At 63.3% G+C, this 26,380-nt stretch carries 29 protein-coding genes; 11 read left to right on the top strand and 18 right to left on the bottom strand.

What is annotated here, in order from left to right; all coding sequences use genetic code 11:
• Nucleotides 1-11: 11 nt before the first annotated feature.
• Nucleotides 12-968, bottom strand: coding sequence for a PRC-barrel domain-containing protein (locus tag IG169_RS14890; protein ID WP_193177020.1), 957 nt, complete (start codon nt 966-968; stop codon nt 12-14).
• Between the two features lie 225 nt (nt 969-1,193).
• On the opposite strand from IG169_RS14890, the gene IG169_RS14895 reads away from it, so the two are divergent.
• On the top strand, nt 1,194-1,532 hold the full coding sequence (locus IG169_RS14895; RefSeq protein WP_193177021.1) for a hypothetical protein: 339 nt from the start codon (nt 1,194-1,196) through the stop codon (nt 1,530-1,532).
• A gap of 177 nt (nt 1,533-1,709) precedes the next feature.
• Here the strand turns inward: IG169_RS14895 and IG169_RS14900 are convergent, their stop codons facing one another.
• Nucleotides 1,710-2,465, bottom strand: a complete 756-nt coding sequence (locus IG169_RS14900; protein ID WP_193177022.1) for a Crp/Fnr family transcriptional regulator — start codon at nt 2,463-2,465, stop codon at nt 1,710-1,712.
• A gap of 118 nt (nt 2,466-2,583) precedes the next feature.
• On the opposite strand from IG169_RS14900, the gene IG169_RS14905 reads away from it, so the two are divergent.
• Entirely contained in the window at nt 2,584-2,943 is a 360-nt protein-coding gene (locus IG169_RS14905; RefSeq protein WP_193177023.1) for a response regulator, read from the top strand.
• On the opposite strand, the gene IG169_RS14910 is transcribed toward IG169_RS14905, so the two are convergent.
• Both IG169_RS14910 and IG169_RS14915 read right to left on the bottom strand, forming a co-directional pair.
• Complete coding sequence (locus IG169_RS14910; protein ID WP_428982253.1) at nt 2,944-3,504, bottom strand: sigma-70 family RNA polymerase sigma factor; 561 nt, start codon at nt 3,502-3,504, stop codon at nt 2,944-2,946.
• Nucleotides 3,497-3,712: a NepR family anti-sigma factor gene (locus tag IG169_RS14915; RefSeq protein WP_246717399.1), complete on the bottom strand. Its 216-nt coding sequence runs from the start codon at nt 3,710-3,712 to the stop codon at nt 3,497-3,499. The genes IG169_RS14910 and IG169_RS14915 overlap by 8 nt, the downstream gene beginning before the upstream one ends.
• Nucleotides 3,713-3,838: 126 nt before the next feature.
• On the opposite strand from IG169_RS14915, the gene IG169_RS14920 reads away from it, so the two are divergent.
• From IG169_RS14920 to IG169_RS14940, 5 genes are all read left to right on the top strand, one after another.
• Nucleotides 3,839-4,630 carry a response regulator gene (locus IG169_RS14920; RefSeq protein ID WP_193177025.1) on the top strand — a complete coding sequence of 264 codons (792 nt, stop codon included), beginning with the start codon at nt 3,839-3,841 and terminating at the stop codon, nt 4,628-4,630.
• 70 nt (nt 4,631-4,700) lie between these two features.
• Nucleotides 4,701-4,865 carry a DUF1328 domain-containing protein gene (locus IG169_RS14925; RefSeq protein WP_193177026.1) on the top strand — a complete coding sequence of 55 codons (165 nt, stop codon included), beginning with the start codon at nt 4,701-4,703 and terminating at the stop codon, nt 4,863-4,865.
• Nucleotides 4,866-4,921: 56 nt separating this feature from the next.
• On the top strand, nt 4,922-5,893 hold the full coding sequence (locus IG169_RS14930) for a sensor histidine kinase (RefSeq protein WP_193177027.1): 972 nt from the start codon (nt 4,922-4,924) through the stop codon (nt 5,891-5,893).
• Nucleotides 5,894-6,026: 133 nt separating this feature from the next.
• A complete protein-coding gene (locus IG169_RS14935) occupies nt 6,027-7,301 on the top strand; it encodes a DUF2254 domain-containing protein (RefSeq protein WP_193177028.1) in 1,275 nt (424 codons plus the stop codon).
• Between the two features lie 2 nt (nt 7,302-7,303).
• Nucleotides 7,304-7,486, top strand: coding sequence for a hypothetical protein (locus IG169_RS14940; protein ID WP_193177029.1), 183 nt, complete (start codon nt 7,304-7,306; stop codon nt 7,484-7,486).
• A 65-nt stretch (nt 7,487-7,551) separates the two neighbouring features.
• Here IG169_RS14940 and IG169_RS14945 read toward each other — a convergent pair whose 3' ends face one another.
• Together IG169_RS14945 and IG169_RS14950 are read right to left on the bottom strand one after the other, a co-directional pair.
• On the bottom strand, nt 7,552-7,749 hold the full coding sequence (locus IG169_RS14945) for a CsbD family protein (RefSeq protein ID WP_193177030.1): 198 nt from the start codon (nt 7,747-7,749) through the stop codon (nt 7,552-7,554).
• Nucleotides 7,750-7,799: 50 nt separating this feature from the next.
• The gene (locus IG169_RS14950; RefSeq protein WP_210326043.1) at nt 7,800-8,333 is read right to left on the bottom strand and encodes a DUF992 domain-containing protein; all 534 of its coding nucleotides are present in this window, start codon (nt 8,331-8,333) and stop codon (nt 7,800-7,802) included.
• Between the two features lie 698 nt (nt 8,334-9,031).
• Between IG169_RS14950 and IG169_RS14955 the strand changes: the two genes are divergently transcribed.
• The 4 genes from IG169_RS14955 (at nt 9,032) to IG169_RS14970 (ending at nt 13,768) form a co-directional block, all read left to right on the top strand.
• A complete protein-coding gene (locus IG169_RS14955; protein ID WP_193177032.1) occupies nt 9,032-10,171 on the top strand; it encodes a sugar ABC transporter substrate-binding protein in 1,140 nt (379 codons plus the stop codon).
• 74 nt (nt 10,172-10,245) lie between these two features.
• Nucleotides 10,246-11,799 (top strand): sugar ABC transporter ATP-binding protein, encoded by a 1,554-nt coding sequence (locus IG169_RS14960; protein ID WP_193177033.1) that lies wholly within the window; start codon nt 10,246-10,248, stop codon nt 11,797-11,799.
• Nucleotides 11,796-12,782, top strand: coding sequence for an ABC transporter permease (locus IG169_RS14965; protein WP_193177034.1), 987 nt, complete (start codon nt 11,796-11,798; stop codon nt 12,780-12,782). The genes IG169_RS14960 and IG169_RS14965 overlap by 4 nt, the downstream gene beginning before the upstream one ends.
• Nucleotides 12,783-12,832: 50 nt before the next feature.
• Nucleotides 12,833-13,768: an ABC transporter permease gene (locus IG169_RS14970; protein ID WP_246717401.1), complete on the top strand. Its 936-nt coding sequence runs from the start codon at nt 12,833-12,835 to the stop codon at nt 13,766-13,768.
• A 16-nt stretch (nt 13,769-13,784) separates the two neighbouring features.
• Here IG169_RS14970 and gntR read toward each other — a convergent pair whose 3' ends face one another.
• The 12 genes from gntR to IG169_RS15030 all read right to left on the bottom strand — a co-directional run bounded on the left by gntR (nt 13,785) and on the right by IG169_RS15030 (nt 26,303).
• Complete coding sequence (gene gntR, locus IG169_RS14975) at nt 13,785-14,813, bottom strand: HTH-type transcriptional regulator GntR (protein WP_193177036.1); 1,029 nt, start codon at nt 14,811-14,813, stop codon at nt 13,785-13,787.
• Between the two features lie 199 nt (nt 14,814-15,012).
• Nucleotides 15,013-15,543: a gluconokinase gene (locus tag IG169_RS14980; protein WP_193177037.1), complete on the bottom strand. Its 531-nt coding sequence runs from the start codon at nt 15,541-15,543 to the stop codon at nt 15,013-15,015.
• A gap of 99 nt (nt 15,544-15,642) precedes the next feature.
• Nucleotides 15,643-16,482 (bottom strand): tryptophan 2,3-dioxygenase, encoded by an 840-nt coding sequence (gene kynA, locus IG169_RS14985; RefSeq protein ID WP_193177038.1) that lies wholly within the window; start codon nt 16,480-16,482, stop codon nt 15,643-15,645.
• Nucleotides 16,479-17,672, bottom strand: a complete 1,194-nt coding sequence (gene kynU, locus IG169_RS14990; RefSeq protein ID WP_193177039.1) for a kynureninase — start codon at nt 17,670-17,672, stop codon at nt 16,479-16,481. The genes kynA and kynU overlap by 4 nt, the downstream gene beginning before the upstream one ends.
• Nucleotides 17,669-19,291 carry an AMP-binding protein gene (locus tag IG169_RS14995; protein ID WP_193177040.1) on the bottom strand — a complete coding sequence of 541 codons (1,623 nt, stop codon included), beginning with the start codon at nt 19,289-19,291 and terminating at the stop codon, nt 17,669-17,671. Before IG169_RS14995 ends, kynU begins: the two co-directional genes overlap by 4 nt.
• 11 nt (nt 19,292-19,302) lie before the next feature.
• Nucleotides 19,303-19,734 carry a RidA family protein gene (locus IG169_RS15000; RefSeq protein ID WP_193177041.1) on the bottom strand — a complete coding sequence of 144 codons (432 nt, stop codon included), beginning with the start codon at nt 19,732-19,734 and terminating at the stop codon, nt 19,303-19,305.
• Between the two features lie 6 nt (nt 19,735-19,740).
• Complete coding sequence (locus IG169_RS15005) at nt 19,741-20,904, bottom strand: acyl-CoA dehydrogenase family protein (protein WP_193177042.1); 1,164 nt, start codon at nt 20,902-20,904, stop codon at nt 19,741-19,743.
• A gap of 1 nt (nt 20,905) precedes the next feature.
• Entirely contained in the window at nt 20,906-21,718 is an 813-nt protein-coding gene (locus IG169_RS15010; RefSeq protein WP_193177043.1) for an enoyl-CoA hydratase family protein, read from the bottom strand.
• Nucleotides 21,715-22,155 (bottom strand): MarR family transcriptional regulator, encoded by a 441-nt coding sequence (locus IG169_RS15015; protein WP_193177044.1) that lies wholly within the window; start codon nt 22,153-22,155, stop codon nt 21,715-21,717. Before IG169_RS15015 ends, IG169_RS15010 begins: the two co-directional genes overlap by 4 nt.
• Nucleotides 22,152-22,892 carry an SDR family NAD(P)-dependent oxidoreductase gene (locus tag IG169_RS15020; protein WP_193177045.1) on the bottom strand — a complete coding sequence of 247 codons (741 nt, stop codon included), beginning with the start codon at nt 22,890-22,892 and terminating at the stop codon, nt 22,152-22,154. Before IG169_RS15020 ends, IG169_RS15015 begins: the two co-directional genes overlap by 4 nt.
• Nucleotides 22,889-25,177 (bottom strand): bifunctional salicylyl-CoA 5-hydroxylase/oxidoreductase, encoded by a 2,289-nt coding sequence (locus IG169_RS15025; RefSeq protein WP_193177046.1) that lies wholly within the window; start codon nt 25,175-25,177, stop codon nt 22,889-22,891. The genes IG169_RS15020 and IG169_RS15025 overlap by 4 nt, the downstream gene beginning before the upstream one ends.
• 163 nt (nt 25,178-25,340) lie before the next feature.
• Nucleotides 25,341-26,303: a sensor domain-containing diguanylate cyclase gene (locus IG169_RS15030; RefSeq protein ID WP_193177047.1), complete on the bottom strand. Its 963-nt coding sequence runs from the start codon at nt 26,301-26,303 to the stop codon at nt 25,341-25,343.
• Nucleotides 26,304-26,380: the final 77 nt, after the last annotated feature.

The following is a 26,380-nucleotide window of genomic DNA, read 5'->3' on the forward strand; positions in this document are numbered from 1 at the left end:
CTAAGCCGGTATTATTCGACCGGCGCGATCAGGATGACCGAACCCTTGTCGGACTTGTACTGATCTTCCGTATAGGCCTTCTGGTTCTCCAGGGCGTCCCTGGTCAGGCCGGTCTTGATTGTCGTCCAGTCTTTCGAGCCCTCGGCACGGGCGAACTGGAGCTTGTCGAAGGACACGGCGACCGGTTTCTCGTTCATGCCGAGAAAACCGCCGACATCAATGACAAAGGCTTCGACCTTGCCACCCTTGTCGATCAAAATGTCGGAAACCTCGCCGACCGTCTCGTTGTCGGCGCCTGTCACGGACATGCCGATGATCTTGTCGGCTTTCAGATCGGCCTGCGAAGCCGGAATCGTTTCCATGCGCGGCGTCGAAGCCGTCGTCATGGTGTCATCGGTTGCGGGTTCGGCATTCATGTGCTGTTCGGCATTGGCCATGTCGTCATTTGCGGTCATGGCGCCGTCCTGCGACGTACCAACCTGCGAATTGTCCATCGCCGTGGTCTGGTCGTCGTGCAGCGCGGAGCGGTCAAAGGCCGGAGCGCCTTCAAGCTGCTGTCTGGTCAGGTCGGCGACGAGAACCATGTCGCCATTATTGTCCGTGGTCCATGCCAGCATGTCCATCGACACAGCGACTTCCTTCTCGCCGATGCCGAGGAAACCGCCGACGCCGGCGATCACGGCCACCGCGCGGCCATCGGGCGTCATGATGATGTCGTTGACGTCGCCGATCGTTTCGGCGTCCTCGCCTGCGCCGCTGTGGATGTTGGCGCCGATGAAACGGGTCGCCAGAACCTGGTGCGGATCGGCGGCATAGAAACCGTCGACCGGCGCTATGTCCTTGTAAGTCTCGCTTGAGAAGACCGAAGAGTTCTGCATGGCGTCGGCGTTCGACGCATCCTGGGCGTAAGCCATCGGCGTGGCGAACAGGGCGACGGCTGCGGTGGTGGCCAAAAGACGCTTTTTCATAGTAAATTCCTTTTCGTGAGTGTTGCTACTCGCTCATCCGGTGGCCGCAAGCTTCCAACGACCGGTCACCGGGTGACCTGTTCCAAACGCGCCGTTCGGCCCGTGGTTCCCCAACAGACGGAAAAGAGTTTTCGCGACGCCGCGCGCGCATGCGGCTGTTCAGCCAAGGTTCATCCCCAGGAACGCAAAAGGATTTCAATCGTTAACCTTTGAAAGGAGCTGACGATGGAAAACCTTGTCTTCGCCATTCTTATGCTTGGCTGCGATCACGCGCTCGACGAGTGTGCCTATGTGCCCACGCCGGTGGAATATTACGCTTCGCGGGAAGAGTGCGAGGACATCCTCCCGCTCGCCTTCCACGAAGCAGAGACCTATCCGGTCGCGCTGGGTGACTGCATCGCCGTGCCGCAAAAATGGATCGAGAAAACTGTCGCCATCGAATGGTCGATCGATGACAGCGAACGGCTCAAGATCGCCGTGGTCGGCCCGAACAACGAAGCCTTCGGCGACGTCCCGTCGACTGCAGTCGCGGCCGGCCGTAACGGCCACACGCCGACCGGCTGACGCAAACGAACAGGTACCGAAGGAGAAAGCCATGCGAACGCTTTCGCCGGCAGAACACCAGCCTCGACAAGACGGCGCGTGAGTACGCCCCAATGTGCGCCTTGGCGGCACGAGCCCCAAAACCGCCAAGGCAAGCAGCGCCCGCCGGTAGTCCGGCGGGCGTATTCTTCCGGGGATTCAGATGAACGGTCTGGCGATATCCGGCAATCCGGTCCAACCGGCGATCTGCTTTAGCACCTCGATATCCTTGATCTCGAATCCGGAATCGAGCCAGTCGATCGCCTTTTGCGCATTCAGCTTGCGCAGTGTCTTGTTGGTATGAACCAGCGACAGGCCGAGCGTGTCGGCGACGTGCTGTTGGGTCAGCGGAGCGATGCGGGTGCCGCGCGGAAAGAGCGCGACGGCCCCGGCGCGCTCGTAGAGAAACGCCAGAAGATAGGCGGCGCGCTCGGCGGCGGATCTGCGTCCGACGCTCAGCAGGTGCTCGTCCAGCATCTGTTCCTCGCGGGCTGCGAGCCATGTGATGTCGAAACCCAATTCGGGATATTTCTCGTAGAGTTCGAACAGCCGGTTGCGCTCGAAGACGCACAGGATCATGTCCGAGAGCGCTTCGACCGAATGATGCATCTCGGACAGGACCGATCCCTGCAACCCGATGAAATCGCCGGGAAGGACATAGTTCAGGATCTGGCGGCGGCCGTCCTCGAGCGTCTTGTAACGAAATCCCCAGCCCGAGATCACCGTATAGAGATGCGGGCTGTGGGTGCCTTCCAGCAATATCGTCGATCCGGCGTCGCTTGCCAGTTCACCGCGCTTGAACGTATTGACGAACCGCAGTTCTGCTTCGGAAAAGGCGCGGAAATGCCCGCTGCACAAGAGCGGGCATTCGTCGCAGGGAATATTGCGTGTGGATTTCGGTGGTGACGTATCCATGACTGGGCCCGGTCTTGTCAAAACTTGTCATTCCCCTGGGTCATTATGTCTTTTATTAATGACCCGGGCAGAATTCTCCCACATACCTGATGCTTAACGCTCTTTTGGAGAAACAGCTGTGCTGTCCGGTAAAAGCATTCTCATCGTCGAGGATTCCGCGCTTATCGCGGTCGATATTGAATCGGTCCTCAGCGAGCTCGGCGCTGCGCGCTTCGTCACGGCGGGCGGCGGCGAGACCAGACTCCCATCCAGCATCACCGACGACCAGTTCGACCTTGCCATCCTCGACATCCGGACGGCTTCGGTCATCGACAACGATCTTTCGTCCATGCTCAAGAGCGGTGGCGTGCCGGTTGTTTTCCTGACGACGGATCCGCAAGATGACGGCGTCCCCTCCTTCGCGGGACGGTTCGAAACCGTCCAGAAGCCGTTCACATACGAAGATCTTTGCGGAGCAATCGCCCGGCTCATCACCTGATCAAGCGGCATTGCCGACCAATGGCCGGTTCATCACATGGGTCGCGACGTCGTCGGGGCCGAATTCGCTGCTGTCGCTGATACCCAGCAATTCGCCCAGCCGGGTTCGGGCGCGCGAAACGCGGCTCTTCACGGTTCCGACCGCACAGCCGCAAATCTCGGCGGCTTCCTCGTAGGACAGGCCGGACGCGCCGACCAGGATGATCGCCTCGCGCTGATCCTCGGGAAGCTGGGCCAGCGCCGTCTGGAAGTCTTGCATGTCGAGCTTGCCGGCCTGTTCCGGATGAGCGGCCATGGCGGCGGTCAACGCGCCGTCGGCGTCGGAGACCTCCCGGCCACGCTTGCGCATCTGACTGTAGAACTCGTTGCGCAGGATGGTGAAAAGCCACGCACGCAGGTTGGTGCCCGGCTGGAAGGAGGCCTGCTTGTCCCAGGCCCGCACGAGCGTTTCCTGGACGAGATCGTCCGCCTTGTCGGCCGCGCCGCAGAGCGACATGGCGAATGCGCGCAAGTTCGGGATGGCCGCAAGAAGGCCGTCCTTGAACGTCTGGCCCTCAGTCATCGGCATCATCCTTCGACTGTTTCTTTTCCGCGGCTTCCAGCTTGTTCAGCAGGTCGACAAACCGGTCGGGGACCGGCTCGCTCAATACCTCGTCGAACTTGGCACGCAGTTTCTTGCCGATTTGCGATGCGGCAAGATCGTCCAGTTTCGGTGGTTTTTTCTTGCCGTCCTGCATTTCGAATTGCGCCTGGTTTTCGGTTGCGGTCATGGCCCTCGTACCTCTTCAATCTAGGTCACAACGCGCAAGGGTGAAATTGGTTGCGAAAAAAATGGAACTTTTCTTTCGCGGCATCGTTTCTAGGTCAACGGAAGTGACAACCAGGAGGAATTCAATATGTCGCTTGCAGCCGAACTATCGGGCGAGATTCCTTATCTGAGGCGCTATGCCCGGTCGGTGATGGGTTCCCAGTCCAGCGCGGACAACTACGTGGCCGCACTGCTCGAAATGCTGATTTCCGATCCGACATCCCTGCCGGATGGCCGGGACATGCGGTCGGGTCTCTATAAAATGTTCGTTTCCCTCTGGTCGTCCATCGACATCAACCTGCGGGATCACCAGGCGGCCGGCATGGAAGGCGGCGCCGCGCGCAATCTGCAGGCGATATCGCCGCTTCCGCGCCAGGCATTCCTGCTCGTCGCCGTCGAAGGCTTCCCGCGCGACAAGGCCGCCTACATCCTCGGCGTCGACGAGACCGAACTCGACGAGTTGCTCGAGCAGGCGCACCGGGACATCGCCGCCCAGGTGGCGACGAAGGTTCTCATCATCGAGGACGAGCCGCTGATCGCGATGGACATCCAGGCGATGGTCGAGGATCTCGGCCACAGCGTCAACGGCATCGCGCGCACGCATGACGAGGCGGTGAAAATGGTGGCCGAGGAACGTCCCGGCATCGTCCTCGCCGACATCCAGCTCGCCGACGGAAGCTCGGGCCTCGATGCGGTCAACGAAATCCTGCAGCAATTGACGCTGCCGGTGATCTTCATCACCGCCTTCCCCGAACGCCTCCTGACCGGCGAACGGCCGGAGCCTGCCTTCCTCGTCACCAAGCCGTTCGAACCCGCGGCGGTCTCGGCGCTGATCAGCCAGGCGCTGTTTTTTCAGGAGGACGTGAAAAACGCGGCATAATCGCCGCCTTCAGGGGAACCGGAGGGGAGCATGCGCGTTACTACCTTGTGCAACAAGAAGGAGACACGCCATGCTTGGATGGGCACTTGCTTTTCTGGTTATCGCCCTTATCGCGGCTTTTCTCGGCTTCGGCGGCATCGCCGGCGCATCCGCAGGAATTGCGCAGATCCTGTTCTTCGTGTTCCTGATCCTTTTCGTGATCAGTCTCGTGGCAAGGGTCATGCGGAGAGTGTAATCATTCATGCGGGCGGACCCGAAACGGTCCGCCCGCCAAATTCCATGGCGTAGGGAATGCCGAACCGGAACATCATACTGAAATCCCTGGTTGGAACGCCTGTCACGATTTTCTTTCAGGATCTGGACGGCAATTTCCAATGGTACGTCAATCCCCAATCCATATGGTCGATCAGAGACCTGAGCGGCACCAACGAACGCGACATCTTCAACGACAGCGACCTGGCGAAACTGGCCACAGCGAAAGCCGAAGCCGCAAGCACTGGCGAACCGCGCACTGTCGAGGTGATTGCCCACGCCGCGGACGAGGAAAGCGGACGCGAGATCCGCTGGAACCTCAACCTGACGCTCAACAAGACCACCGACCAGCAAACCGGCATCGACGGTTTCATCTGCTCGTGCACCGACATCACCGAACAGCGGCAGCGCGAACAGACGCTGAAGAACCTGCTGCGCGAAGTCGCGCACCGGTCCAAGAACATGCTCGCCATGGTACTTAGCCTGTCGGCCCAGACCGCGCGCGTCGCGCCGACGAAGAGCGAATATATCCGCCGCTTCACCGGCCGGCTGCAATCGCTGGCGAAATCCCAGGACGTCATCACCGACCGCGACTGGCGCGGGTCCAACCTCGCCGACCTTGTGCGCCGGCAGGTGTTCGAGGACATTCCCTTCCAGGACGGCCAGATCACCTTCGAGGGCGACGATCTCGAACTCGGGCCGAACGGCACGCTGCATGTCGGTCTCGCGCTGCACGAGCTGGTGACCAACGCGCTGGTGCACGGAGCGCTGACGCTGGGCAACGGCAAGGTCGTCATACGATGCGAGCGCGCGCACAAACCCGAGGACGGCGCGACGCTCACCTGGACGGAGACGCCGCGCGTGCAGTCGGCCGCGACCCGTCCGAAGAGTTTCGGGCGTACCATGCTGGAGCGGATCGTTCCCGCCGCGGTCAACGGAACCGGCGTTCTCGAACTGACCGACGAGGCGGTCAACTACCGCCTGAAAATCGGCAAAACGGAAATCGTGTAACCTCTCGGACGCGGCGACGGGAGGCGCCGCCATAGATTCCGCGATAGGGTCGCGAAACCGTGTACAGGGGAGACAGATTGCGGCCGGCGTTGCCTCCGGTAACCGTGACGTTGAAAAAGGAGGGCAGCCGAGCTTGTTCCATTCCCTGCGCAGGCACTTCATCAACATCCGCGGCCTGATCACCGTGCCCGGCGCGATCGCGCTCGCCATCTGGGCATTCAGCGTCCCGCTTCTCTGGCTCGACCACCAATACGGCCCGCAGGTCGAAACCGCGTTCGGATCCCTGCTGGGGCTTTCCTACGAGACCGCGGCCGATGTCCTGTCGACCATCGCAACGGCCGCCATCACCACGCTCAGCCTCGTCTACTCACTCGTGCTCGTCGTCTTCACGCTGGCCGCCGGAAACATCGCACCGCGCCTGCTCAAGCTGTTCACGAGCGACCGGGTCAACCAGGTGACCGCCGGCCTTCTCGGCGGCACCTTCCTGTTCGCTCTTACGGTGCTCTACCGGGTCCGGCCGGATTTCGTACCGGTGTTGTCCGTCGCGATGGCCATTATGTTGGCCGCGCTGTTCGTGCTGCAGCTGATCTATTTCGTGCACACGGTATCGCGCAGCGTCACCATCGACGAGGAAATCGCGAGCATTTCCGCGCAACTGGAACGCCGGATCCTGAAAATGGTCCGCGAAGACGAGGAAGAGGCGTCCAATCCGCGCCCGCCGCTCGATTTCCCCTACCGCATCGCGACCAGGGAATCCGGCTACCTGAATGCCGTCGACGAGGACGCTCTCTACCGACTGGCCTGCGAACACGATCTGACGGTCCGGCTGCTGAGCAAGCAGGGCGAGTTCATCCTGGAGGGCCAGGCGGTCGCGAAAGTGTCGCGGAGGCCCGACGACCAGGACGGCGAATTCGACCGCGCGATCCGCGACACCCTTCTGATCCTGCCGTCCCGCACCACCGTCGGCGACATCGAGTATTCGATCAATCTCCTGCTTGAGATCGCCCTGCGCGCGCTTTCGCCCGGCGTCAACGACACATTCACGGCCATCGCCTCGCTCGACCGCATGACCGCCGCTTTTTCCGCCGCGGTCCGGCACGGGCTGCGGACCCGCGATGTCAGCGACGAGGATGCTGTCGTCAGGGTCGAGATACCCGGCCTAAGCCTCGACGACATGCTGAACACGGCCTTCCATCCGCTGCGGCAGGCGGCGGCGGGCAACATGCTGATGATGCAGCACATCGCCGATGCACTGACGCGGCTGCACGAAATCGGGAACCAAAGGGCACAAGCGCTCATTTCATCCCATGGAACGTTGCTGCTTGCGAGTTGCAAGGCATCGGGCCCGCTCGACGAGGACTACGCCTTTCTGGAGCAGCGACTTCCGTTCCTCAAACCGGGAGAATGACAATGCCGGAAGAAAGCACAGCCAATATCGACGCGCAGAACCGCCACATCGCGCAGGAGGCGCAGACCGATACCGATCTGGAAACCGTCGTGCCGCCGACATGGAGGACAAGTTCGCGGTGGCGTTTCGGCGCGGCCGCGGTGGGTGTCCTGATCATCATCCTGGCGCTGGCTCAGGCGTTCTGACACCGTCGCCGTAATAAAAAAGGCCGCCCCAATCGGGCGGCCTTTTTCTTTGATGCGGCGTTCGCTCAGAGCGAATTGATCCAGTCGTCGACCTCACGCATGGCTTCTTCCTTGGTCTTGCCATAGCGGTACTGGATCTTGCCGGCGAGTTCCTCTCGCTTGCCATTGACCTCGGCCAGGTCGTCGTCGGTCAATTCGCCCCAGGACTGGCGGGCCTTGCCCTTGTACTCGTTCCACTTGCCTTCAATCTGGTCCCAATTCATTTTCATTCTCCTTGTTCGATTTTGATGTGAGGCGACCTCCGGAACCCGGATCAGTTGGCGCCGGAATGCAGTTCCAGCTGGCTGACGGCGAGTGCGAAGTTCAGCCCTTTCTGGCTGGTTACGCTGATCGGCTGGAGCGCGATCGTCTCGCTCGATCCGCCGACAAGGGCGTTGGCGCCAATACCGGCACCAGCGGTCGCTTCGGCAGATATGCCGTAATAGTCACCGGCAAGTGCGCCGGGGCTGAACTCGACGGTGGTCGGCGCGAGGACGGCCCAGGTCATGTATGTGACATCGGTCTTGCCGATATCGACGCCATATTTCGAGATCACGCCGAAATAGGGTTCCTTGGCGCCGTCACCGGCGGGACGGTACGTGCAGCTGACGTCCTTGGTCGAACCGAAGACGAAGCCGGAGCCGCCCTTCACGACGCAATCGAGGACACCGACTTCAACGCGCTCGATATTCTTGGCCGGCTTGGTATTGGAAGGCGCGTTGTCGGATTCCTGCGCCAGTGCCGTGCCGGCCAGAAGGGCGGCGGTCAGCGCCAGGGCGCCGGTCGTCGTCGTTTTACCGAAATTCATCATTGTCTCCTTAGGGTCGTATTGGATCGAGCCGGCCTAAGCGCGGACAAGATCCTCCTGTTCCGAAACCGCGGTTTCGGAAGAGGCTGGTTTGTGTCGTTGCGTTCAGCTTTTCGGCGATCGCGGAATGCTCCGCGGTCGTGTGGTCAACGCATGACAACGATGTCGGTTCCTGACCGCTGTCGTTATTGCAGGGATGAAAAGCAGATTGCCCACCGCGAACCGCCGGCCCTATGCTTGCCGAAGTGAGGCCTTTGGACGCGAGTGGATCATACTGCAGGGTCCGGCGGCGCTTTGCGGGAATGTCGCCTGCCCGGCGACAGCCTGTCTTACATATGCAACGCTCAGGAACCTCGGATATCTGCGCGCCCTTGGCTCCCCGGACCCGGTGTGCATGGCACTTCGCGCATCATGTCCTGCACTTGTGAGCGCTATCAATATATCAACCGCCTATCCCGAAAATTTTGCCACGACTCCCGAAAAACTGGGATAACAGGTGAAATTTGTCGCTATTCGATCTATTGACAGCGCTGTCAAATCTCCACTACTGATTAGATGAGAGGTGTCAGCCGGCCGACGGTCGACCCGCTCGGTGATACGTCGGGAGGAGGACCCGGCAAGCCACGATCCGCCGCATCTGCGGCGGGCGCGAAGGCCGCATCTCCGGACGCCGCAAAACATCATCCTGGGAGGAATCAATGAAACATAGATACTTGTCGCATTCTGCGAGCGGACTGTGCGCAGCCCTTTTCCTGACTTTGTCAGCCGGAACCGCTTCCCTGGCCGAACCGGCCGTCGTCGCCGGACCGGCCGCCGACCCGGACTGTTACGTTCCGTGGTCTGACGCCACGAAATTCTTTCAGTACCCGGCCAAGGAAGGCCCTTATCGGGTCGCGCTGGCAAATGGTTATATCGCCAATACCTGGCGCATCCAGATGATCCAGACGGCCAAGGCCTACGCCGCGCAACCCGACGTCGCCGCCGACCTGAAGGAATTCAAGGTCGTCTCAACCGGCGAGGACGTCGCCGCGCAGATTTCCGCGATCAACAATTTCATCGATTCCGGCTATGACGCGATCGTCGTCAACGCGCAGAACCCGCAGGCCTTCGCGCCGGTCATCCGCCGCGCCAAGCAGGCCGGCGTGATCCTGGTCGCCTTCGACAACATTCTCGACACGCAAGACGCCATCAACGTCAACGTGGACCAGAAGGGCCTCGGCGTGTTGTGGGCCAACTGGCTCGACAGCCACCTGCCGAATGGCGGCAAGGTCCTCGAAGTGCGCGGCGTGGCCGGCACCTCGGTCGACACCGACCGCCACAACGGCATCCACGAGACGCTCGATGCGACCGGCAAGAACTGGGACGTGATCGAGGTTGTCGGCAAGTGGGATGACGGCACGGCGCAGAAGGCGACCGCCGACGCCATCGCCGTTCACGGCCACTTCGACGGAATCACCGCACAGGGCGGCGACACCGGCGTCGTGCAGGCCATGATCGATGCCGGCCATCCGTTCGTCCCGTTCGGCGGCGAGACGGAAAACGGCTTCCGCAAGTTCTGCGGCAAATACGCTTCCGAAGGCCTGGTCTGCTCGTCGGCGGGCACCGGTCCGGCCCAGGTCGCCGTGGCGATCAAGACCGCGATCGACGCGCTCAAGGGCAATGTCGTGCCGCAGGCGGTCAAGCTGCCGCTGGCGATCGTCGAGGACCCGGACTTCAAGGATGGCGTGAACTACTATTCCGACCAGTCCGACAACTTCTTCGTCGGTAACTCCTTCCCCACTTGCGGGATCAACTTCTCGGCTCAGGAGATCATGAGCCAGAGCGGACAGAACCAGTAAGCGCGTTCCAACAAAATCAGCTATAATGACCGCGGGACTTTGCAGTCCCGCGGCGCCCACCGGGAGGGGTATCGATGGCCGATGAAACGGCTTTGTTCCGCATGGAAGGGATTTCCAAGCGGTATGGCGGTGTTCACGCCCTCGAGAAAGCCGAACTGAACGTGCATGCCGGTCGGGTCCACGCCATTCTCGGCGAGAACGGCGCCGGCAAGTCGACGCTGATCAAGGTGATGTCGGGCGTCGTCGCCCCGGACGAGGGGCGCATGTTCCTCGACGGCCAGCCGATCAGTTTCGCCGATCCGGCCTCGGCCAACCGTGCCGGGATCGTCTGCATCTTCCAGGAACTTTCCCTCATCCCCGACCTCTCGGTCGCCGACAACATCATCGCGTCCAATCCGCCGACGCGTTTCGGCCTGATCGACCGCAAGGAACAGCGCCGGCTTGCCGAGGAAGCACTCGCCAAGGCCGGCGGCGAAGACATTCATCCGCGCGCCCGGGTCGGCGACCTGCCGCTGTCGCGTCAGCAGATCGTCGAAATCGCCAAGGCGCTGGCCCGCAAACCGCGCGTGCTCATCCTCGACGAGGCGACGTCGGCGCTGACCGCGTCCGACGTGACCAAGGTCATGGCCGTGCTGAAGCGCCTGCGCTCGGAGGGCATGGCGCTGCTCTACATTTCCCACCGCATGCACGAGATCGCGGAACTCGCCGACGAGTGCACGGTTTTCCGCAACGGCCGCAATGTCGAAAGCTACGAGCAGGGCACCAAGACCGACAACGAGGTCGTCGAAATGATGATTGGCCGCGAGTACCGGCACGTTTTCCCGGAAAAGACCCCGCTCCCGCCGAGCGACAAGCCTCCGGCGCTGGAGGTAAGGAACCTGTCCTGGTTCAACAAGCTCAATAACGTCTCGCTCGATGTACGCGCCGGCGAAGTCGTCGGCCTCGGCGGCCTCGACGGCCAGGGCCAGCGCGACCTGCTGCTGGCGCTGTTCGGCGTGCTGCGCGGCGTGACCGGCGAGATCCTGATCGACGGCCGGCCGGTCACTGTGAAGAACCCGCGCCACGCCAGATCCGGCGAGGTCGGCATGGCGCTCATTCCGGAGGACCGCAAGACCGAGGGCCTGATGCTGCCGATGTCGGTAATGCAGAACCTGTCCTTCGCGGCACTCGGACAATTGTCGACCTTCGGCGTGATCGACCGCGCCGCCGAAAAAAAGCGCATCGACGAGATGATCCGGCTGCTCGCCGTGCGCACCGCCAGCACGGACATTCCGGTCAGCGCGCTTTCGGGCGGCAACCAGCAGAAGGTCGTCATCGCCAAATGGCTGATGATCTCGCCCAAGATCATCCTGCTCAACGATCCGACGCGCGGCATCGATGTCGGCACCAAGCAGGAAATCTACCAGCTGCTGCGCAAGCTCAGCGACGAGGGCGCGGCGATCATCCTCTATTCGACGGATTACGACGAACTGATCGGCTGCTGCGACAGGGTGATGGTCATGTATGACGGCGAGATCAAGACGACGCTCGCCGGCAACGAAATCACCGAGCATGCCCTGGTGGGCAGCGCGCTCAATATCGGAACCGAAGAAAGGGAGGCCGGCGCCAAGCCGGGGGTCGGCGCATGAAGGAGTGGCGCTTCATAATGGCGGAACATCGCGGCACGCTGCTGGCGTTCACGCTGTTCATCGCGATGTTCGTGATCTACGTCTCCAACCATCCCGCGGGCTTCACGCCCAATGTCGTGCAGACCGCGGCGAACAAGGGCGTGATCCTGGCGCTTGTCGCCATGGCGCAGGCGTTCGTGGTGCTGACGGCGGGCATCGACCTGTCGGTCGGCATGATCTTCGTCCTGTGCAACTGCGTCGGTTCCTACGTTCTCGGCGGGGCGCCCGGGCAAGTCGGGCTTGGCGTGTGCGCCGTGCTCGCGACGGGTCTCGCCTGCGGCGCGCTCAACGGCCTGATCGTGATCTACGGACGGTTGCAGCCTATCGTCACGACGATCGCGACCGGCGCGATCTTTTTCGGCATCGCGCTGTGGCTGCGCCCCTATCCGGGCACGATACCCGATTTCGCCGCCGATCTCGCCGACACCTTCACCGGCAAGGTGTTCGGCGTCGTCCCGGCGAGCCTCGTGTTCCTCGCCGCGGTGGTGCTGCTGATCTGGGTGCCTGTGCGCCGTTCGGTGATCGGGCGGACGATCTATGCCGTCGGCTCCTCGGAGATGGCAGCCTACATGTCCGGCATGCCAGTGCGGCGCGCGCGGTTCACCGCCTTCGTGCTCGGCGGGCTGATGGCGGCGTTCGGCGGGCTGTTCCTGACCTTCTTCACCTATTCCGGCGAAGCCTCGCTCGCCAATGGCGACAACTACACGCTGTTCTCCATCGCCTCGGTGGTGCTCGGCGGCGTGTCGCTCTATGGCGGCCGCGGCAGCGCGATCGGCGCGATTTTCGGCGCGCTGGCTTTCCGGGCCATCGGCGACCTGCTGTTCGTGTTCGACCTCGATCCGCTGTGGCAGCCGCTGTTCCAGGGGTTGGTGCTCGGGCTCGCCGTGACATTCGGCGCGGCGCGGCTGTTCCAGATCCGCAACCGGCTGGAGATGTTCACGTGAGAGACGCGATGACGAACGACGCCCAGCCATCCTCCCGGCCGCCCCTGCACATGCGCATCAACCTGCCGATCGTGATCGCATTTGCCTGCATCATCCTGCTGCTGCTCATCGGCAGTCTCTATTCGAAAAGCTTCCTGTCGCCGGAATATCTGCTGCAGCAACTGAAGGTGGCATCGTTTCTCGGTGTCATCGCCACGGGCATGATGCTGATCATCCTGCTCGGGCAGATCGATCTTTCCGTTCCCTGGGTGCTGACGACCGGCGCCATGATGGCCTCGGCGGCGACCGCCTACGGACCGCTCGGCGAAGCGCTCGCGGTGCCTTTCGGGATCGCCTGCGGCGTCGCGATGGGCCTCGTCAGCGGTGCCGGCGTCGCCTATCTGCGCATCCCGGCGATGATCGTCACGCTCGCGATCAACGTGATCGCGCAAGGACTGATGGTCGCCTATACGGGCGGCTTTTCACCCGCCGATACCGCGTCGGACGCGATGCGCTACCTGGCCACCGGCAACCTGATCCTCGGCGTGCCGAACGCGATCCTCGTGTGGGCGGCGATCGGCGCGCTGGCGGTTTTCGCGCTCAACCGCACCACGTTCGGACGCGCCGTCTACGCGATCGGCAACCGCGAAAGCGCGGCCTTCCTCTCCGGCGCGGCGACGCAGCGCGTGGTGATGTTCTCCTTCGCGATTTCCGGCGGGCTGGCGGCGTTCGGCGGCGTTCTACTTGCCGGCTATGCCGGCAAGGCGGCGCAGTCGATGGGCGACGCCTATCTGTTGCCGGCCATCGCATCGGTCGTGCTCGGCGGCACGTCGATCCTTGGCGGGCGCGGCAACTATCTCGGCACCGTTGCCGGCGTAATCCTGGTGACGCTGCTGCAGTCGATCCTGTCGGTGATGCAGATCTCCGAATATGGACGTCAGATCATCTACGGCGCGGTGATCGTGTCGATGCTGCTGCTCTACGGGCGCGAGAAGGCGCTGCGCTGACCGGCTACGTGCCGGATCAGCCGGTGCGCGCCGTGCTTTCGCGCTCGATCAGCTCGAAACCGAGATTGACCGAGCGTTCGGCTGGCGGTTCGCCCGATATGGAGGCGATCAGCATTTCGATCGCCTTGCGGCCCATTTCGTAGCGATAGGTCTTCACGCTGGTCAGCGTCGGGTGCACGGTCGAGGCGATGTCGAAATCGTTGAAACCGGAAATCCCGAAATCCTCGGGAACGCGGATGCGCCGGCGCTGACATTCGAAAAGCGCGCCGAGCGCGATATCGTCATTGTTGGCCTGGATGGCATCGGCATCGGGAAAGCGGGCGATGAACTCGGAAAGAAGCTGCCCGCCCAGCAACACGTTCGACGTCTTGTGTGTCGTGACGATCATTCGCTCGTCGAACAGGCCCGCTTCCTGCATCGCCCTGGAATAGCCCTCGAGGCGCTGGCGCGTGCGCACGTCCATCTGCGCCGCAAGGAAACCGATCCGCTTGTAGGACCGGGCGATTAGGGCGCGCGTGGCGACCTCGGCCGCCTCGCGGTGGTCGAAGCCGACCGCCATGTCGACGGGATCTGGCGGCAGATCCATGATCTGGACGACCGGGCATTCGTTGGCCTTGAGAAGCCTGTGCGCCTCCTTGGACTGATCGAACCCGGTCACCAGAAGCGCGGCCGGGCGCTGGCCAATGAAGAGACGCAGCAGTTCCTCCTCCTTGATGGAGGAATAGTTCGTGGTGCCGAGCTGCGCCTGGAACGGCGTATCCTCGATCGTGTCGTAGATGCCGCGCAGCACGTCGGTGAAGACCGAGTTCGTTACCGACGGGATAATCACCCCAATGACGTTCGTGCCCGCCGAAGCGAGCGCCCGGGCGGCCGTGTTGGGAACATAGCCGATCTTGGCGACAGCGCGGTTGATGCGTTCGCGCAGAACCGGCGAAACAGAGGCGGGATTTCGCAGCGCCCGCGACGCGGTAATAGCGCTAACATCAGCGACTCGGGCCACATCGGCCAATGTCGGCTTTCCCGATTTTCTGCCGATTTTGGACAATTTCTCGCTCCGCCTCCCCTTCGATTACTATAGGCAGGCTTCACGTGTTTTGCTAGCGCTATCATGTGGTTTCACCGACAACGCGCGGAGGCGCGAATCGGTCCGGGAGCGTGCCGATACTGGCATGCCCGCCAGCAACTGCACAACGGCCCCGTGCCCGTGAACCTGACAACCGCAACCGCCTCGCAGGGAAAGCGCGTCACGTCTCCAGCGGGTAGTGGCCAAGAACCTCGGCGACAAGCGCCTCCGTGCCGCGTTCGAAATCGAGCGCCATGCCGGGCTCGTCGGAGCCGAGCGGCTCCAGCGTCGCCAACTGGCTGTCGAGCATGCTGGCCGGCATGAAATGGTCCCGGCGGCGGGCGATTCGCGCGCGCAGTTCGTCTTCGTCGCCGGTCAGGTAAAGGAAATACACGCGCCCGATTTCGGTACTCAATAGGGCGCGGTAGCGACGGCGAAGCGCCGAACAGGCGATCACCACGGGCATCCCGGTCGCCACGCGGCGTTGGCGGGCATCGGCCGAAATGGAAAGAAGCCAGGGCTCGCGCTCGGCATCGGTCAGCGGAATGCCCGCCGCCATCATGTCCTTGCTGCTTTGCGGATGGTGATCATCGGCTTCGACGAAGGCCGCGCAAAGACGGGCCGCAAGCGCACGCCCCAAGGTGGTCTTGCCGACGCCGCAGACACCCATCACGACGAAGGCGTCGATCCCCTCCCCGTCGTCGATACTCATCCTCTTGGCCCACGCATCGCCATCCAGCGCCCTCTCCGGCGGAAATACAGCTTTCAAGCTAGCAGTCTGGCGCGGCAAGCGCCATTGGCCGGGCCGGCGTCAGAGGTCGGTGCGCAGGTGCCAGAGTTCAGGGAAGAGTTCGGTCGACAGCATCCGTTTGAGATAGTCGACCCCGGCGGTGCCACCGGTTCCGCGCTTGAAGCCGATGACCCGCTCGACGGTCGTTACGTGGTTGAAGCGCCAGCGCCGGAAATAGTCCTCGAAATCGACCAGTTTCTCGGCGAGCTCGTACATTTCCCAGTGATGTTCCGGGTCGCGATAGACCACGGTCCAGGCGGCGGCGACGCCGTCATCGGCCGTATAGGGCTTCGACACGTCGCGGTCGAGTACTGCCTGCGGCACAGCGATGCCGCTTGCCGACAGACGCCGGAGCGCCACGTCATAGAGGCTCGGCCGTTTCAGTTCGGCTTCCAGCAAGGCGGCGATGTCCGTGCGGTGCGCATGCGGACGCAGCATCGCTGGATTGCGGTTGCCGACAGCGAATTCGATCAACCGGTACTGCCATGACTGGAAGCCGCTCGACTGGCCGAGCGCGTCGCGAAAGCGGGTGTAATCGCTCGGCGTCATGGTGCGCAGCACATCCCAGGCGTTGTTCAGCTGCTCGAAGATACGGGCGACACGCGCCAGCATCTTGAAAGCCTGCTGATGCCGGCCGTCCTCCAGCGCGGCACGCGCCGCGCCGATTTCGTGCAGGGCGAGACGCATCCACAGTTCCGACGTCTGGTGCTGGATGATGAACAGCATCTCGTCATGGGCGTCGGAGAGCGGATTCTGCGCGGTCAGTATCTGGTCGAGCGCGAGATAGTCGCCATAGGACATGCGGCCGTCGAAGCCCATTTGGGCGCCTTCGGCTGCGGGATCATAAGGCGTCTTCGTCATGTGACCGCGCTCCGTTTCATGAATTCCGGCTTGTCCCAGCCTCGGGTCGCGACAATTTCGGCCAGGACCGCGACCGCGCGGTCGACATCGGCCTCGTCGATATAGAGCGGCGTGAAACCGAAACGCATCACGTCGGGCGCACGGAAATCGCCGATCACCCCGCGCGCGATCAGCGCCTGCATGGCGGCGTAGCCATGCTCGAATGCGAAGGACACCTGGCTGCCGCGCACCGATGCGTCGCGCGGGCTGACGAGGCTGACATCCTCGCATTCGGCCTCGACGCCGGCGATGAAGCGTTCACACAGTTCGATCGAGCGGCGGCGCAGATCGGCCATGTCCAACCCGTCCCAGACGTCGAGGGCGGCGTCGAGAACGGCGAGCTGGATGACCGGCGGGGTGCCGACACGCATGCGGTCGATGCCGCGTCCGGGCCGGTAATCGGGATCGAAGGCGAAGGGCGCCTCGTGACCGAGCCAGCCGGAGAGCGCCGGCTGGATGTCTTCGGCAAGGTCAGGCCGGACATAGATGAAGGCCGGCGCGCCGGGGCCGCCATTGAGATATTTGTACGTGCAGCCGGTGGCGAAATCGGCACCCGCCGCCGCCAGGTCGACCGGTACCGCGCCTGCCGAGTGGGCGAGATCCCACAGCGCCAGGGCACCGGCGTCATGGGCCTTTTTCGTCAGGGCCGCCATGTCGTGCATGCGCCCGGTGCGGTAATCGACCTGGGTCAGCATCAGCGCGGCGACGTTTTCGTCGATCGCGTCTTCCACCTCTTCCGGCGCGACGACGCGCAGTTCGTGGCCCCGCCCAAGGCTGCGCAACAGGCCCTGCGCCATGTAGAGATCAGTCGGGAAATTGCCGCTGTCCGACAGGACGACCTTGCGGTCAGGGCGCAGGTCGAGCGCGGAGGCGAGCGCCTGGTAGACCTTGATCGACAACGTGTCGCCCATGACGACCGTTCCGGGCGCTGCGCCGATCAGACGGCCGATCCGGTCGCCGATGCGGCGCGGCAGGTCCATCCATTTCGCCCTGTTCCAGGCCGTGATCAGCATCTCGCCCCATTCGGCGGTGATCGTCTCGCGCGCCCGCGCCTCCGCCGCCTTCGGCAGGGCCCCGAGCGAATTGCCGTCGAGATAGGTGATGCCGTCGGGGATGTGGAACATCGCCTTGGTGGCAGCGAAGTCGGTCATGTTTTGTCGTTCCTCAACATGAAGCGCTGGATCTTGCCGGTCTGGGTCTTCGGCAGCGCCTCGGTGAAGACGATACGGCGCGGATATTTGTAGGGCGCGATCGTCGCCTTGACGTGATCCTGCAGCCGCAACACCATGACATCGGAGGGTTCGGCGCCCTCGATGAGTACGACATGCGCCTCGACGATCTGGCCGCGCGCCTCGTCGGGCGCGCCGACCACGGCGCATTCCAGCACGTCCGCATGGGCAAGAAGTGCCGCTTCCACGTCGGGGCCGGCGATGTTGTAGCCCGACGAGATGATCATGTCGTCATTGCGCGCGGCAAAGTGGAAGTAGCCGTCCTCGTCCTGCCAGAACGTGTCGCCGGTGATGTTCCAGCCGTCGCGCACATAGTCTTTCTGGCGGTCGTCGGCGAGATAGCGGCAACCGGTCGGACCACGCACCGCCAGCCGGCCGACCTCGCCGCGCGGCATCTCCTCCATGTCGGGCCCGACGATGCGGGCCTCGTAGCCGGTGACCGGCTTGCCGGTGCATGCCGGGTGGCTGTCACCGAACCGGTTGGAAATGAAGATATGCAGCATCTCGGTCGCGCCGATGCCGTCGAGCATCGGCTTGCCGGTCTTTTCCATCCATTCCTCGTAGACCGGCGCGGGCAGCGTCTCGCCGGCGGACACCGCCGCGCGCAGGCTCGAAAGATCGGCGCCCTCGTCCATGGCGCGCAGCATCACGCGGTAGGCGGTCGGCGCGGTGAAGCAGACGGTCGCCTTGTACTCCTGAATGATGTCGATCATGCTCGGTGGCGAAGCGTTTTCGAGAAGCGCGGCCGCGGCGCCGAAGCGCAGCGGAAAAATCGCCAGTCCACCGAGACCGAAGGTAAAGGCGAGCGGCGGGGAACCGACGAAGATGTCGTCCGGAGTAACGTTCAGAACTTCCTTCGCATAGCCGTCGGCAATGATCAGCAGATCGCGGTGGAAATGCATCGTCGCCTTGGGCGACCCGGTCGTGCCCGAGGTGAAGCCGAGCAGCGCGACATCGTCGCGGCCGGTTTTAACCGCATCGAAGCGGACCGACTTGTTCAGCGCGACGCGGTCCAGTTCGGCGTCATGATTGGCGGTCCCGTCGAAGCCGATCACGGTTTCGAGGAACTTCGAATCCTTGGCGCAGGCGATCATCTCGTCCATCAGCCGCGTATCGCAGAGCGCGAATGTGATCTCCGCCTTGTCGACCACCTTCGACAATTCGCCCGCGCGCAGCATCGGCATGGTGTTGACCACGACCGCGCCGGCTTTGGTCGCCGCCAGCCAGCAGGCAACCATCGCCGGATTGTTGGCCGAGCGGATCAGAACCCTGTTGCCGGGCCTGACGCCGTAATCCTCGACGAGGGCATGCGCGATGCGGTTGGTCCAGTCGGACAGTTCCTTGTAGGTCCGCCGGCGGCCGTTGCCGATCAGCGCCGTGTGGTCGCCGAAACCCTTCTCGACCATGGCGTCGGTCATTTCCACGGCGGCGTTGAGATAGTCCGGATAGTCGAACCCCTCCAGGTTCAGCACCGGCCACTGGTCCGCGGGCGGCAGGTTTCGCCTCGCGAAGTCGTCGACATGCCCGCTTGGTCCCAGCATTGCTTCCTCCGTTACATTGCCGACAATGCGTTTGCCCGCGGCGGGATGACCGCCGTCGCCTCGATCTCGACCTTCGCGCGATCCTCGACCAGCGCCACGACCTGCACAAGCGCCATGGCCGGGAAATGCTTGCCGATGATCTCGCGATAGACGCCGCCAAGGTCGCGCAGCCGCGAGAGGTATTCGTGCTTGTCGGTCACGTACCAGGTCAGGCGCACCAGGTGTTCCGGCCTTCCGCCCGCCTCGGCGAGCACCTCGACGATGTTGCGCAGCGTCTGGGCGACCTGGTCGATGAAATCGTCGCTCTCGAATACCTGATCGGCATTCCAGCCGATCAGCCCGCCGAGAAAGACCATCCGGCCGGACGCGGCGACGCCATTGGCGTAGCCCGCAGCCGGCTTCCATCCCTTCGGATGCAGGAACTCATGCGGCGACTGTGTCATCGGCCGTTACCTCTTCGAAACATCTTGGATTCCCTCTGCCAGCGCCGCACGCGCGATGACAATCTTCTGCACGTCGCTTGCGCCCTCATAGATGCGCAGCGCACGGATTTCGCGATACAGGCTCTCGACCGCCATGCCGTGGCGGACGCCGTCGCCGCCAAAAAGCTGGACCGCCTGGTCGATGACTCGCTGCGCGGCCTCGGTCGCATGCAGCTTGGCCATCGCCGCCTCGCGGCTGACGCGGGCCGCGCCCTGGTCCTTGGTCCAGGCGGAGCGGTAGATCAGCAGCGCGGAGGCATCGATGTCGAGCGCCATGTCGGCGATATGGCCCTGCACCATCTGCAGGTCGGCAAGCGGCGCGCCGAAAAGCTGGCGCGAGCGCACGCGGCCGAGCGCCTCGTCGAGCGCGCGACGGCCGAAACCGAGCGCCGCCGCGCCGACCGTGGCACGAAAGACGTCGAGGACCGACATCGCGATCTTGAAGCCTTCGCCCGGCCTGCCGATCATCGCACTCTGCGGCAGTTCCACCGCGTTGAACCGCAGATGCGCCAGCGGGTGCGGCGCAATCACATCGATGCGTTCGACGATCTCGAGACCCGGCGTGTCGGCCGGCACGAGAAAGGCGGAGAGGCCCTTGGCGCCCGGCGTCTCGCCGGTGCGCGCGAAAAGGACGTAGAGGTCGGCAATGCCGCCGTTGGAAATGTAGGTTTTCTCACCGTCGATAATGTAACGGTCGCCGTCCCGGCGCGCCGTCGTGGTCATGTTCGCGACGTCTGATCCGGAGGCCGGCTCGGTCAGGGCGAAAGCGGAAATCGCCTTGCCGGCGCGGGTCTTTTCCAGCCATTCGCGCTGTTCCGGCGTTCCGAACAGGCTGACGGCGCCCATGCCGAGCCCCTGCATGGCGAAGGCGAAATCGGCGAGCCCGTCGTGGCGCGCCAGCGTCTCGCGGATCAGGCAGAGCGTGCGCACGTCGAGCGTTTCGCCCTCGCCGGCGCCGGAGTGCTGCAGCCAGCCGCCCTCGCCCAGCTTCGCTACCAGAGCGCGGCAGGCCGCATCGACATCGCCATGATCGGCAGGCAGGTTCTGTGCGCACCAGCCATCAAGCGCCTCGGCGAGCGCGCGATGCCTGTCCTCGAAGAACGGCCAGCCGAGAAACGAACGGTCAGCCATGTCAGTTGCCCTCGAAAACCGGTTTCTCTTTGCCGACGAAAGCATGATAGGCGCGGGCGAAATCCTGCGTCTGCATGCAGATCGCCTGGGCCTGCGCTTCCGCTTCGATCGCCTGTTCGAGGCCCATGTTCCATTCCTGGTTCAGCTGCGTCTTGGTGATGCCGTGGGCGAAGGTCGGACCGGCGGCGAGCCGTTTGGCCAGCGCCATCGCCTCCTCTTCCAGTGCGTCGGCGGAATGCAACGCATTCCAGAAGCCCCAGTTGGCGCCTTCCTCGGCGCTCATCGTGCGGCCGGTATAGAGCAGTTCGGCGGCACGGCCCTGGCCGATAATGCGCGGCAGCATGGCGCAAGCGCCCATGTCGCAACCGGCAAGGCCGACGCGGGTAAACAGGAATGCGGTCTTGGCTTCCGGCGTCGCCAGCCGCAGATCGGAGGCCATGGCGATGATCGCGCCGGCACCGACGCAGACGCCGTCGGCGGCGGCGACGATCGGCTTGCCGCATCCGATCATCGCCTTGACGAGATCGCCGGTCATGCGCGTGAAGGCGAGAAGCTCCTTCATGTCCATCCTGACCAGCGGGCCGATGATGTCGTGGACATCACCGCCGGAACAGAAATTGCCGCCATTGGAGGCAAAGACCACGACGTCGACATCGCTGGCGTAGACGAGCGCGCGGAAGGTGTCGCGCAACTCGGCATAGCTGTCGAAGGTCAGCGGGTTCTTACGGTCTGGCCGGTTCAGCCGGATGACGGCGATGCGATCCTCGACGTCCCACAGGAAATGCTTCGGCTTCAGCGATGCGAGTTCGGTCATTGGTCTTCCTTTCGCATCCGTTTGAGAATGCCATTCAACGTGTCTAGGTCTTCCCCGGAAAGACCGCCGAAAAGCGCGTTCACCTCGCGCTCATGCTCGGCGGCCAGATGTTCGAAGTTGGTGCGGCCCTTGTCCGTCAGCGCGACATGCACTGTGCGCCGGTCGCTTTCCGAGGGGATGCGGCGCACGAGGCCGTCCGCCTCGAGCCGGTCGACGACGGCGGTGGCATTGCCGTTGGAGACGAGTAGCATGCGCGACAGTTCCGACATGGTCACCGGCTCGCGACTGCGAAACAGCGCCGCCATGACATCGAAGCGCGGCAGCGTCGTGTTGTGATTGACGCGCAGGAATTCGCGCAGATGGCTTTCGCTGGCGCGGGTAATGCCCAACAGCCTGATCCAGAGTTTCAGGCGGCGCTTCGACAGCGGATCGCTCACGACTCGCCCCCGGTGATCGCGATGGCCTGGCCGTTGACGCCTTCCGAGCCCGGGCCGCAGAGGTAGAGCGCGGCGGCCGTCACCTCGGCCGGCTGAATCAGCCGGCGCTGCGGATTGGTCGCGGTCACGGCGGCGATCGCATCCTCGCGGCTGCGTCCGGTCTTCTGCATGATGTTGGCGATTGTGCGCTCGGTCATCTCGGTCTCGATATAACCGGGACAGATCGCGTTCGCGGTCACTGGCTGGCGGGCGACCTCGTGGGCGACCGAACGGATCATTCCGACGACGCCATGCTTGGAGGCCGAATAGGCGGAAATGTAGCCGGCGCCCTTCAGCCCGGCGACCGAGGCGACCGCGATCAGCCGGCCCCATCCATGCATCTGGCGCAATCCCTCGCGCATCGTCAGGAAAGTGCCGGTCAGATTGACGGCGATCAGGGCGTTCCACTGGTCGAGGCTGGTCTTGGCCAGCGCCGAACTTTCGGCCGCGCCGGCATTGGCGATGACGATATCGACCGGTCCGGCTTCCTCGAACATCGCCTTGACACTCGCCTCGTCGGTGACGTCGGCGGTGACGCAGCGGATCGCCGCGTTGCCAGCGGCGACCTTTTCGAGCGGTTCGCGGCGCCTTCCGGCGATCACGATTTCGGCTCCCGCCTCGGCAAAGCCGCGCGCGAAGTCGGCGCCGGTGCCGGTGCCGCCTCCGGTGATCAGGACCCTCTTGCCGGCAATCGTCATGCGCGTATCGCCTCCTGCTGCGCGCGCTCTTCGAGGCGGAACGCCTGGTTGCGGCCGGCCAGATAGGGCAACGGCCAATGTGCGTCCCGGTCGCCGAGCATCACGGCCGCATGCAGCGTCCAGTAGGGGTCGGCGAGGTGTGGCCGGGCGAGACAGACGAGATCGGCGCGTCCGGCCATCAGGATCGAATTGACGTGATCGACCTCGAAGATGTTGCCGACCGCCATGGTGGCGATCCCGGTCTCGTTGCGGATGCGATCGGAGAACGGCGTCTGGAACATGCGCCCGTAGATCGGCTTCGCCTCGGTCGAGGTCTGGCCCGCCGACACGTCAATGATATCGGCTCCGGCTTCATGGAACATTTTCGCGATCTCGACGGCATCCTCAGGGGTGATGCCGTCGCTCCCCACCCAGTCATTTGCCGAGATGCGCACGGACATCGGCTTTTCCTCCGGCCAAGCCGCGCGCATGGCTGCGAAAACCTCGAGCGGATAGCGCATCCGGTTTTCAAGGCTGCCACCATATTCATCGGTGCGCAGGTTGGAAAGCGGCGAGATGAAGGAGGAAATCAGGTAGCCGTGCGCGGCATGCAGTTCGATCATGTCGAAGCCGGACCGCTCGGCCATCCCGGTCGCGGTGACGAACTCGGCCTTGACCGCATCCATATCGGCGCGGTCCATCGCCTTCGGCACCACGTGGTCGGGCGACCAGGCAATCGCCGAGGGCGAGATGATCGGCCAGCCGTCTTCGACGAGCGGCTTTTCGTCGTCTTCCCACGGGACCTGGACCGAGGCCTTGCGCCCGGCATGGCCGATCTGGCAGCAGATCTTCGCCTCGGTTTCCGCATGGACGAAATCGACCAGGCGCTTCCAGCCGGTCTCGTGTTCCGGCGCATAGAGGCCGGGACAGCCCGGCGTGATCCGCCCTTCCGGCGAAACGCAGGTCATCTCGGTATAGACAAGCCCCGCGCCGCCCTTGGCGCGCTCGGCGTAATGGATGAAATGCCAGTCGGTCGGACAGCCGTCGACAGCCTTGTATTGCGCCATCGGCGAGACGACGACGCGGTTGGCCAGTTCCATGTTGCGCAGCTTGTAGGGCGCAAACATCGGCGTGCGGCCCGGCTTGCCGCCGGCCTGCGCCTGGAACCAGTCCTCCGCCTTGCGCAGCCATTTCGGATCGCGCAGACGCAGGTTCTCGTGGCTGATGCGCTGCGAGCGGGTGAGCAGCGAATAGTTGAACTGGATCGGATCGAGATCGAGATAGCGCTCGACCTCCTCGAACCATTCAAGGCTGTTGCGCGCGGCCGACTGGAGCCGCAGCACTTCCACCCGCCGCTCTTCCTGGTAGCGCTCGAAGGCGGCTTCCATGGTCGGCTCGGAATGCAGGTAGTCGGCGAGCGCGATCGCGCTGTCGAAGGCAAGGCGCGAGCCCGAACCGATCGAGAAGTGACCGGTCGCCGCCGCGTCGCCCATCAGCACGACGTTGCCGTTGTACCATTTCTCGCAGATCACCCGCGGGAACTGCATCCAGACCGCCGAACCGCGCAGATGCGCGGCATTCGACATCAGCTCGTGGCCGCCGAGATGCTTCTCGAAGATCTTGCGGCAGGTCTCGACGGTTTCTTCCTTCGACATGTGCTCGAAGCCCCAGCGCTCCCATGTCGGCGGCAGGCATTCGACGATGAAGGTCGCGGTGTTGTCGTCGAACTGGTAGATATGGGCCCAAACCCAGCCGTGTTCCGTCTTCTCGAAGATGAAGGTGAAGGCGTCATTGAATTTCTGGTGGGTGCCTAGCCAGACGAACTTGCACTTGCGCATGTCGATGTCGGGCTTGAAGACATCCTCGTATTCACGCCGCACGAGGGAATTGATGCCGTCCGCGCCGACGACGAGATCGTAATCGCGCCGGTATTCCTCGGCCGACTTGAACTCCGTCTCGAACCGCATCTCGACGCCCAGTTCACGGGCGCGTTCCTGCAGGATGATCAGCATCTGCTTGCGGCCGATACCGGCAAAGCCGTGCCCGCCGGAGACGGTGCGCACACCCTTGTGGATCACCGCGATATCGTCCCAATAGGCGAAATGATCGCGGATCGCCTCCGTGCTCTTGGGATCGTTCTTCTGCATGCGCTCCAGCGCATCGTCGGACAGGACGACGCCCCAGCCGAAGGTGTCGTTGGCGCGGTTGCGCTCCAGCACGGTCACGTCATGCGACGGATCGCGCAGTTTCATCGAGATAGCGAAATAAAGCCCGGCGGGACCGCCGCCCAAACACAAAATCTTCATGGAATCTCCCCGGAGACACGCTCCTTTAGCCAGAGAATGCCATCAAGCAAAAATTATTTCAAGCTTGAAATTTTAACCTTGAAGCTTTTTGCCGCGAATACCGAACCGGCGGGCATCCGCACCGGACTTCTGATTTGGAGAGATGAAGAATACCGGCGGGTGGCTACCGGGCCACGGCCACCCGGTTACGGCCGCCGTTCTTGGCGTTGTAGAGGGCAGTATCGGCGCGGGCCACGAGCCGATCGAAGCTCGTTTCGCCGTCCGCCAGGGAGGCGACGCCGAGGGAAACCGTGAAGCGGAACGTTCCGGATTCGGCGCGCACGTCGATGGCGTTGGCCGCCTCGCGAAGCTTTTCACCCAGCGCCTCTGTCGCCTGCAGGCCGAAGCCGGGAAGCAGCAGCAGGAACTCCTCGCCGCCGATCCGCGCGAAAACGGCGTCCTCGCCACCTTCCGCGCGCACGATCTCGCTGGCCGCGCCGGCGAGCGAGATCAGCGCCTGATCGCCCACGCCATGGCCGTAACCGTCATTGATCTTCTTGAAATGGTCGACATCGAGCAGCGCAACGGAGAGATCGAAACCCTCTTCGGCCGCCTTCTGCATGTGGCGGGCGGCTTCGGTGAAGACGTGGCGGCGATTGTGGGCGCCGGTCAGTTCGTCGATGATGGAGAGTTGCTGGAGCTTGCGTTGCTTCTGCTTCAGATCGCTGACATCCTGCAGCAGAATCTGGACAACCGGCGTTCCCGCCCAGGGAAGCCGTACCGAGATCAGCTTGATGCAGATCGCCCGGCCGACTCGGTTGTGCAGCAGCGTTTCCTGATTGATCGGCTCGATGCCGTTGTCGAACGACCGGTCGATCTGCCGCATGACGCCGGGGATTTCGCTCTTGGCAACGAAATCGAGCAGATGCTGGCCGACAATCTCGCCACGCCGCACACCAAGCATCCGGTAGGCTTCCTGGTTGGCAAAGAGTATGCCCTGCCTTGTATGGATGAGAAGACCCATCGGCATGATGTCCAGCATCATGCCCATACGCTCCTGCGTATCGATCAATGCCTGCTGGGTGACCTTCGCGGCATCCAGGGAATCCTCCTCGTAGAAGAACTCCCGCGTGAGTGCTCGACCCATTACGCTCCCCCTTACCCCACGCAAGCCATGTATCAGGGATCGTAAACAATGGGTTTCCCAAACGGGAACATATGCCC

It is taken from the genome of Oricola nitratireducens, assembly GCF_014904745.1.
Classification (GTDB): Bacteria; Pseudomonadota; Alphaproteobacteria; order Rhizobiales; family Rhizobiaceae; genus Oricola; species Oricola nitratireducens.